Annotated in this window: 8 protein-coding genes and 2 pseudogenes; 3 read left to right on the top strand and 7 right to left on the bottom strand. The window is 32.9% G+C overall.

What is annotated here, in order from left to right; all coding sequences use genetic code 11:
• Positions 1 to 268: 268 nt before the first annotated feature.
• The 7 genes and pseudogenes from BST83_RS00105 to BST83_RS19710 all read right to left on the bottom strand — a co-directional run.
• Positions 269 to 403: pseudogene (locus tag BST83_RS00105) on the bottom strand (IS1595 family transposase); the annotation flags it as partial.
• Positions 404 to 788: 385 nt separating this feature from the next.
• Positions 789 to 1139: a hypothetical protein gene (locus tag BST83_RS00100; protein WP_104808047.1), complete on the bottom strand. Its 351-nt coding sequence runs from the start codon at positions 1137 to 1139 to the stop codon at positions 789 to 791.
• A 222-nt stretch (positions 1140 to 1361) separates the two neighbouring features.
• Entirely contained in the window at positions 1362 to 1583 is a 222-nt protein-coding gene (locus tag BST83_RS00095; RefSeq protein ID WP_104808046.1) for a hypothetical protein, read from the bottom strand.
• A gap of 185 nt (positions 1584 to 1768) precedes the next feature.
• Positions 1769 to 2143 carry a hypothetical protein gene (locus BST83_RS00090; protein WP_104808045.1) on the bottom strand — a complete coding sequence of 125 codons (375 nt, stop codon included), beginning with the start codon at positions 2141 to 2143 and terminating at the stop codon, positions 1769 to 1771.
• A gap of 234 nt (positions 2144 to 2377) precedes the next feature.
• Positions 2378 to 2590, bottom strand: a complete 213-nt coding sequence (locus BST83_RS00085) for a hypothetical protein (protein WP_104808044.1) — start codon at positions 2588 to 2590, stop codon at positions 2378 to 2380.
• Between the two features lie 299 nt (positions 2591 to 2889).
• Positions 2890 to 3252 (bottom strand): hypothetical protein, encoded by a 363-nt coding sequence (locus tag BST83_RS00080; protein ID WP_104808043.1) that lies wholly within the window; start codon positions 3250 to 3252, stop codon positions 2890 to 2892.
• A gap of 11 nt (positions 3253 to 3263) precedes the next feature.
• Positions 3264 to 3425, bottom strand: a complete 162-nt coding sequence (locus BST83_RS19710) for a hypothetical protein (RefSeq protein ID WP_170062694.1) — start codon at positions 3423 to 3425, stop codon at positions 3264 to 3266.
• Positions 3426 to 3524: 99 nt separating this feature from the next.
• Here BST83_RS19710 and BST83_RS00075 point away from each other — a divergent pair, with 99 nt between their 5' ends.
• The 3 genes and pseudogenes from BST83_RS00075 to BST83_RS00065 form a co-directional block, all read left to right on the top strand.
• Positions 3525 to 5045 (top strand): T9SS type A sorting domain-containing protein, encoded by a 1521-nt coding sequence (locus BST83_RS00075; RefSeq protein WP_146092073.1) that lies wholly within the window; start codon positions 3525 to 3527, stop codon positions 5043 to 5045.
• A 61-nt stretch (positions 5046 to 5106) separates the two neighbouring features.
• Positions 5107 to 6024 (top strand): SGBP N-terminal domain-containing protein, encoded by a 918-nt coding sequence (locus BST83_RS00070; protein ID WP_104808041.1) that lies wholly within the window; start codon positions 5107 to 5109, stop codon positions 6022 to 6024.
• Between the two features lie 378 nt (positions 6025 to 6402).
• Positions 6403 to 6537, top strand: a pseudogene (locus tag BST83_RS00065) (IS1595 family transposase); the annotation flags it as partial.
• Positions 6538 to 6804 lie beyond the last annotated feature (267 nt).

Below are 6804 nucleotides of genomic sequence, written 5' to 3'. Positions count from 1 at the left end.
TATTTGTTTACAAAATTAGTTGCTTAACTACGCAACGAACTGTACAATAGGCATTCGCTTCATTATAACCAGTAATAAAATTCTTTAGAAAACACATCAAAACTTATTTTAAAAATGAATAATATAAGATTGTATGAATTTTTCTTGTAATAATAAAAAATAATTATCTTCGCTATTTTATTCAATTAATTACTAACTTAAAGACAGGATGTTTAATAGTACTAATAGTTATTCAAAGTACTTAGTTGCATTTGTGACCTGACTTTTAACAGCCTTTAGTATGACCACCTTTACTACAATTAAAACCATTACACCATTTAATTTTTGATAAATATGCCTTACAAGCATCATCAGTCTGCAATTCTTTTATAAATCTTAGTATATCTTGACCTTCAAATTGTATTCTATCTCTTATATTAAAGAGTATAATAACCGGAAATTAAATGACTAACTCAAAAAAAAATAAGATGCTTCGAAATGATTTTTAGTTTTATTCTTAACTTTTTATACGGGTAAAGTTAGGAATTTAAAACGCTTCTGTTGCATTTCCGTTTTAAGTAAATAGGATATATAACGGGGCCAGTTCTCTAACTTATACTTATTCCACATGAAATATCCGTGAGCGTTTTTTTCAACGGAGAAAATTATTCTACTACTACAAACTCTCCTTGAACGACATTATTGCAGGGTGATAGTTCTTCTTTTTCATCCTGAAAACAAAAAAAGAGTTACTACTACTCCAATTATTCTGAGACTTTTATTAATTATTATTTCATAGTTTTTTGATTTTAAGTTATATTGATAAGCTTTAGTTCTTCTCCTATCGAAACGATATAAGAGTCAATTTCAAGATCGGTGAAAAGAGCCTCTCCATTTGTGATTTTTTTGGCTATAATTGTTTTACCATTACTATTAATTGCTACTGTTGCCCCTTCTTGACTAGAGACTACTTTTATAGCTCCACCTGCATAGCAAACAGCATCTTTTTTATAGAAAACAGTTGGAATACTGATTTGGTTTAAAGTAACCACATAATTGGTCAGAATTGATTCATCTTCAGACAGAACTTCGTATGTTATTGCAGAAGAAAAATTATCTGCAATCTCATTCGATTTTTGTTCAATGTTGTTTTTAAACAATCTCCCCCCTTACTTAACGTGAATACAGGTTTTAGGTCAGTTAGACTGTAATTATTATATAAGGTAATGTCAACCTTATTACTAGTATTACTGAGGAGCAGTTTTAATGTCCGCAAAATCAAACATCAGAATTTTGGCCGTGTTATTAAGGGCAGGTTCTGCAATGCTGTAGGATTGAAATAAGTTTCCTTTGTGCTCGTTTAATGCAAGACATTTGTTTGGTTACTGTGGTAATTTTATCAGTTGCGCTATCATATAGTTTAAATGATATAGCTTCTCCTGCGTATTTGAAAATACTGTGAGGTAGGCATAGTAATTTTTTTCACTAGCAACATAAGTGATGCCGCTTATTCCTCGGCAAGAAGAGCCAACAAAAGCTGCGACCTTATCATTTGGATTAATTAATTGTTTTCCGTTTGCATTCAATTTTGCTAGAAAGGTCATCGTATACTGATAGGTATTCTCATTTACAGACCAACTAGGAGTTTGCGCAATTAAGTTATTAGAGAAAAGTAATACCAGTATAAAGCAAAATGCTATTTTTTCATAAAAAAAGATTTTATTCGGAAAAGGATACTTGAAAATCGCTTTTCCGGAATTATTATTTTAGTTTTTTATTTTTTCTATCATTATTTTGCCACCAATATGTAATTTAAGGAGATAAACACAGAAGGTATCGTAGGACTTATTTTAAATACTGCAGCATCAGAATTGATTTTAAAAGTATCCTCGAATATAATTTGACTAAGCATATTGTAAATTAGTACTTTTGCATCTCCTCTTTCTTTGGTTTCAATTGCAATTTCTAGATCATGATAAAAAGGATTAGGGGATACGCTTATTTTTTCTCCGAATAAATCAATTAGAATAGGATTAGAAATGCTACCTAGGATGGCATCTGTAGAAAAACTGATCGTTTTGCTCGTCGGTTGTGCGCTCTTCCCTTTTCCAACGAAGGCTGTCAGTGTTTCTGGTTGATTACCGTAAATAGTTATAAAAGCCAAATTCGCACCTTCAATATTTTGAGTGGTAGTAATTCCTCTTAATTGGCCAATCTCATTGTAAAAAAGAGCGTATCAAAACCTTCGGGTATTTTGCAATTGCACTCATAGTACTAGGAAATTGCGCGAATTGGCTTGACAACACCTCATTTTCTATACGGCTTGCTAGTCCAGTCTTTTGAGTACTCGTTTTTGCACTTGAGCTGTTCAAATATTCTGGATAATTAAATCGTTGAGCTATATTTGTTTTAGCATATAGCCTTCGCCCGATTTTAAATAGGACAAAGATCCTTTCCACCCAATAGCAGGACTGTATATGGCAAATAAGGATTGGGACTTTATAAAATCACCATCACTAGCATCAAGATTAGCTAAAGCATCCGAAACAGTTACATTTCTTGAAACTACAAAGGGAAGCCAATTCCAATTTTGGTTTAAGTCAAAAACCATGTATTTAAATCCACAGGAACACCTTTGATGTTTAATTTTTGTGCCACTGACAGTTTTATTTTACATTTTATTTTTCGAAATACCGCCGCTACTAGATACGGTGCCAGACCATCCATTTCTAGCTGGATTGACAGTATCAAGCTGATAGACATCAAGTAATGCCGGAGCATTTGACTGTATTAAATCCGAAGTATTTAGAGTGAGGGAGTTTGTAAGCGCATTTAAATTCCCGAATCGTGCATCAGTTACGTTAAAAGACGTCCATGTCCAGCCTTGGTTAAAGAAAAGTTGCTGGCCCGTTATTTCGGTATTGTTAAAATAGCGGGACTGGTATAAGTTCCAATAACTTCATCTGCCAGATAAGGGATCGTTAATTCGCTGTTTAAAGATGCTTCTTTTAATTTCCCTCGGAAGCATCCCAATATAAAATGAAATATTTTCTTCGCTAACTTTATTACTATAAACGTCAGATATACAAAGTATTCCTTAAAACTTGGGTCATATATAACACTTGCTTTTCCGCGAACTTCACCGTTAACCGCAGCCACCACCTTGTCGTATAGATCATCCGTAAAAAAATCACCTAATTTTACTTTTCCGATGATACTCATTGATTGGCTATACCTACTTGGATCAAGTTCCAATATATGTTCTTTCTCCAATACTCTTAGTTCTAGTTGTATTTCTCATTATAATCATAATCAGTGTCTAGAGATAAAATAGTACTATAATCACCAATTGCCAGATCACGGTCAACTGTTACCGTTAATGTCATGTTAGAGTTAGGCGCAATGGTACCTGAATTTGTGGATGAAGTTGCCAGTTTGGAAATCAACGGGTAAGGTTGCGGTGTTCGGCTCGATTGATTATAGTATATTTTATCTCTAGAACTGATTATGATTATAATGAGAAAATACAACTAGAACTAAGAGTATTGGAGAAAGAACATATATTGGAACTTGATCCAAGTAGGTATAGCCAATCAATGAGTATCATCGGAAAAGTAAAATTAGGTGATTTTTTTACGGATGATCTATACGACAAGGTGGTGGCTGCGGTTAACGGTGAAGTTCGCGGAAAAGCAAGTGTTATATATGACCCAAGTTTTAAGGAATACTTTGTATATCTGACGGTTTATAGTAATAAAGTTAGCGAAGAAAATATTTCATTTTATATTTGGGATGCTTCCGAGGGAAAATTAAAAGAAGCATCTTTAAACAGCGAATTAACGATCCCTTATCTGGCAGATGAAGTTATTGGAACTTATACCAGTCCCGCTATTTTTAACAATACCGAAATAACGGGCCAGCAACTTTTCTTTAACCAAGGCTGGACATGGACGTCTTTTAACGTAACTGATGCACGATTCGGGAATTTAAATGCGCTTACAAACTCCCTCACTCTAAATACTTCGGATTTAATACAGTCAAATGCTCCGGCATTACTTGATGTCTATCAGCTTGATACTGTCAATCCAGCTAGAAATGGATGGTCTGGCACCGTATCTAGTAGCGGCGGTATTTCGAAAAATAAAATGTATAAAATAAAACTGTCAGTGGCACAAAAATTAAACATCAAAGGTGTTCCTGTGGATTTAAATACATGGTTTTTTGACTTAAACCAAAATTGGAATTGGCTTCCCTTTGTAGTTTCAAGAAATGTAACTGTTTCGGATGCTTTAGCTAATCTTGATGCTAGTGATGGTGATTTTATAAAGTCCCAATCCTTATTTGCCATATACAGTCCTGCTATTGGGTGGAAAGGATCTTTGTCCTATTTAAAATCGGGCGAAGGCTATATGCTAAAAACAAATATAGCTCAACGATTTAATTATCCAGAATATTTGAACAGCTCAAGTGCAAAAACGAGTACTCAAAAGACTGGACTAGCAAGCCGTATAGAAAATGAGGTGTTGTCAAGCCAATTCGCGCAATTTCCTAGTACTATGAGTGCAATTGCAAAAATACCCGAAGGTTTTGATACGCTCTTTTTTTACAATGAGATTGGCCAATTAAGAGGAATTACTACCACTCAAAATATTGAAGGTGCGAATTTGGCTTTTATAACTATTTACGGTAATCAACCAGAAACACTGACAGCCTTCGTTGGAAAAGGGAAGAGCGCACAACCGACGAGCAAAACGATCAGTTTTTCTACAGATGCCATCCTAGGTAGCATTTCTAATCCTATTCTAATTGATTTATTCGGAGAAAAAATAAGCGTATCCCCTAATCCTTTTTATCATGATCTAGAAATTGCAATTGAAACCAAAGAAAGAGGAGATGCAAAAGTACTAATTTACAATATGCTTAGTCAAATTATATTCGAGGATACTTTTAAAATCAATTCTGATGCTGCAGTATTTAAAATAAGTCCTACGATACCTTCTGGTGTTTATCTCCTTAAATTACATATTGGTGGCAAAATAATGATAGAAAAAATAATAAAAAACTAAAATAATAATTCCGGAAAAGCGATTTTTCAAGTATCCTTTTCCGGAATAAAATCTTTTTTTTATGAAAAAAATAGCATTTTGCTTTATACTGGTATTACTTTTCTCTAATAACTTAATTGCGCAAACTCCTAGTTGGTCTGTAAATGAGAATACCTATCAGTATACGATGACCTTTCTAGCAAAATTGAATGCAAACGGAAAACAATTAATTAATCCAAATGATAAGGTCGCAGCTTTTGTTGGCTCTTCTTGCCGAGGAATAAGCGGCATCACTTATGTTGCTAGTGAAAAAAATTACTATGCCTACCTCACAGTATTTTCAAATACGCAGGGAGAAGCTATATCATTTAAACTATATGATAGCGCAACTGATAAAATTACCACAGTAACCAAACAAATTGTCTTTGCATTAAACGAGCACAAAGGAAACTTATTTCAATCCTACAGCATTGCAGAACCTGCCCTTAATAACACGGCCAAAATTCTGATGTTTGATTTTGCGGACATTAAAACTGTCTCCTCAGTAATTACTAGTAATAAGGTTGACATTACCTTATATAATAATTACAGTCTAACTGACCTAAAACCTGTATTCACGTTAAGTAAGGGGGGGAGATTGTTTAAAAACAACATTGAACAAAAATCGAATGAGATTGCAGATAATTTTTCTTCTGCAATAACATACGAAGTTCTGTCTGAAGATGAATCAATTCTGACCAATTATGTGGTTACTTTAAACCAAATCAGTATTCCAACTGTTTTCTATAAAAAAGATGCTGTTTGCTATGCAGGTGGAGCTATAAAAGTAGTCTCTAGTCAAGAAGGGGCAACAGTAGCAATTAATAGTAATGGTAAAACAATTATAGCCAAAAAAATCACAAATGGAGAGGCTCTTTTCACCGATCTTGAAATTGACTCTTATATCGTTTCGATAGGAGAAGAACTAAAGCTTATCAATATAACTTTAAAATCAAAATAACTATGAAAATAATAATTAATAAAAGTCTCAGAATAATTGGAGTAGTAGTAACTCTTTTTTTGTTTTCAGGATGTGAAAAAGAAGAACTATCACCCTGCAATAATGTCGTTCAAGGAGAGTTTGTAGTAGTAGAATAATTTTCTCCGTTGAAAAAAACGCTCACGGATATTTCATGTGGAATAAGTATAAGTTAGAGAACTGGCCCCGTTATATATCCTATTTACTTAAAACGGAAATGCAACAGAAGCGTTTTAAATTCCTAACTTTACCCGTATAAAAAGTTAAGAATAAAACTAAAAATCATTTCGAAGCATCTTATTTTTTTTTGAGTTAGTCATTTAATTTCCGGTTATTATACTCTTTAATATAAGAGATAGAATACAATTTGAAGGTCAAGATATACTAAGATTTATAAAAGAATTGCAGACTGATGATGCTTGTAAGGCATATTTATCAAAAATTAAATGGTGTAATGGTTTTAATTGTAGTAAAGGTGGTCATACTAAAGGCTGTTAAAAGTCAGGTCACAAATGCAACTAAGTACTTTGAATAACTATTAGTACTATTAAACATCCTGTCTTTAAGTTAGTAATTAATTGAATAAAATAGCGAAGATAATTATTTTTTATTATTACAAGAAAATTCATACAATCTTATATTATTCATTTTTAAATAAGTTTTGATGTGTTTTTCTAAAGAATTTTATTACTGGTTATAATGAAGCGAATGCCTATTGTACAGTTCGTTGCGTAGTTAAGCAACTAATTTTGTAAACAAATA

It is taken from the genome of Polaribacter filamentus, assembly GCF_002943715.1.
Taxonomy (GTDB): Bacteria; Bacteroidota; Bacteroidia; order Flavobacteriales; family Flavobacteriaceae; genus Polaribacter; species Polaribacter filamentus.
The sequence above is the reverse complement of the archived record's forward strand: the minus strand, read 5'-3'. Positions and strand labels throughout refer to the sequence as shown.

Excerpts from the sequence above, each read along its gene's own strand:
- BST83_RS00095 (WP_104808046.1), bottom strand. The coding sequence starts at position 1,583 with ATGACCTTTCTAGCAAAATTGAATGCAAACGGAAAACAATTAATTAAT.
- BST83_RS00070 (WP_104808041.1), top strand. The coding sequence starts at position 5,107 with ATGAAAAAAATAGCATTTTGCTTTATACTGGTATTACTTTTCTCTAAT.
- BST83_RS00085 (WP_104808044.1), bottom strand. The coding sequence starts at position 2,590 with ATGGTTTTTGACTTAAACCAAAATTGGAATTGGCTTCCCTTTGTAGTT.